Source organism: Micrococcus sp. UYEF5, assembly GCF_040546065.1.
GTDB lineage: Bacteria > Actinomycetota > Actinomycetes > Actinomycetales > Micrococcaceae > Micrococcus > Micrococcus luteus.
In genome coordinates, this window is record NZ_JBEPNB010000033.1 from 1 (window position 1) to 1,492 (window position 1,492).

1 protein-coding gene is annotated in these 1,492 nt (G+C 68.1%); it reads right to left on the reverse strand.

What is annotated here, in order from left to right; genetic code table 11:
- Nucleotides 1–1,437, reverse strand: a 1,437-nt coding sequence (locus tag ABIB16_RS11315; RefSeq protein ID WP_444860509.1) for an IS30 family transposase, incomplete at its 3' end; no start/stop codon positions are given.
- Nucleotides 1,438–1,492: the final 55 nt, after the last annotated feature.

Consider the following 1,492-nt stretch of genomic DNA (forward strand, 5'->3'; position numbering starts at 1 on the left):
GGTCGTTGCAACACCGTGCGTTGAGAGCGAGCGTAGCTGCTCGGCGAAGACCTCCGCGGGAGTCTTCCAGTCCAGGACCTTCCTGGGCCTGTTGTTCAGCGTGTACGCGACTGCTGCGAGGTCCTCGGCCGACCATCTCGACAGGTCCGTGCCCTTGGGGAAGTACTGCCGCAGCACCCCGTTCGTGTTCTCGTTCGTCGGCCGCTGCCACGGCGAGTGGGGGTCAGCGAAGAACACCTTCGTGCCCGTGGCCATCGTGAACTGGACATGCCCGGCCAGCTCCTTGCCCCGATCCCACGTCAAGCTCTGACGCAGCTGCTCCGGCACCGTCGCCATCGCCTTGATCAGGGCCGCGGTCATCGCCTCAGCCCCGTACCCACCCAGCGACGGCCCGTTCTTCACCGGCGGCCGCTCACCCCATCCCTCCAGGCGGGGCAAGTGGACCAGGATCGTGGCCCGGCTCTTGCGCTCGGCCAGAGTCCCGATCGCTGAACGCTCGGTCCCGATGATCAGGTCCCCTTCCCAGTGCCCGGGCACAGCACGATCAGCGGCCTCGGGTGGGCGCTTGCTGAACACCACGTCCTCGGTGACGTGGCCCTGGGGCTTGTTCCGGGTACGTGCCCGCGGCTCGCGCAGAGCCCGCCCGGTACGCAGGCACGCGACGAGTTCACGCTTGAGCGCCCCACGCCCCTGGATGAACAGGGACTGATAGATCGCTTCATGAGAGATCCGCATGGACACATCATCCGGGAACTCCAGGCGCAGCCGGTGGCTGATCTGCTCAGGGCTCCACGCCGTGGACCACCGCCGGTCCGCCCGGCGCGGTTTCATCTTCCGCCCCTTGAAACCGGGCCCGACCGGTCCCGGCACGGCCACGCCATCGGGGCCCAGGACCACCCCGTTCAGGCGTGCCTGGACGTAGTCGTGCAGTCGCTGGTTCGTGGCCAGCTTCGCCGGCTTGGGCCGCCTGGCAGCTTCCTGGGCCTTCCACTGCGCCACCGTGGCCCGGTACTCCTGCTTCCCGGAACGAGTGGCGCAGTTACGGCGCAGCTCACGGCTGATCGTGCCGGGATCACGTCCCAGCGTGCGTGCGATCTGACGGACCCCCTGGCCCTGGGCATGGAGGATCGCGAGCTCCTCACGCTCAGCGAAGGACAGATACCGGCCGGTGGGCTCGGCTAAGGACAGCGGGGTCATCCCGCCAGCGTGACGGAACCAGCGCGCCCCGACGGGCCAGGACACGCCCACAGTCAGGGATGCCTCGACCGTGGTGACACCGGTGGCGATCACACGCCAGAACTGGCGTTGGACCTCCCGTGAGGGCTGCGGCCTGCCAGGAGAGCGCATCGGGGCCCGCAAGGCCCGATCCGCTCTCCACTGCCGCCGTGTCCCCTCGGGCACGTCACTGATCTTCCTCGCCCAGTCCTTGCTTGCCATCGCCCATACCTCCAGTGATTCCGAGAGGGTGTTGCGACGACCGATTGAATCCACC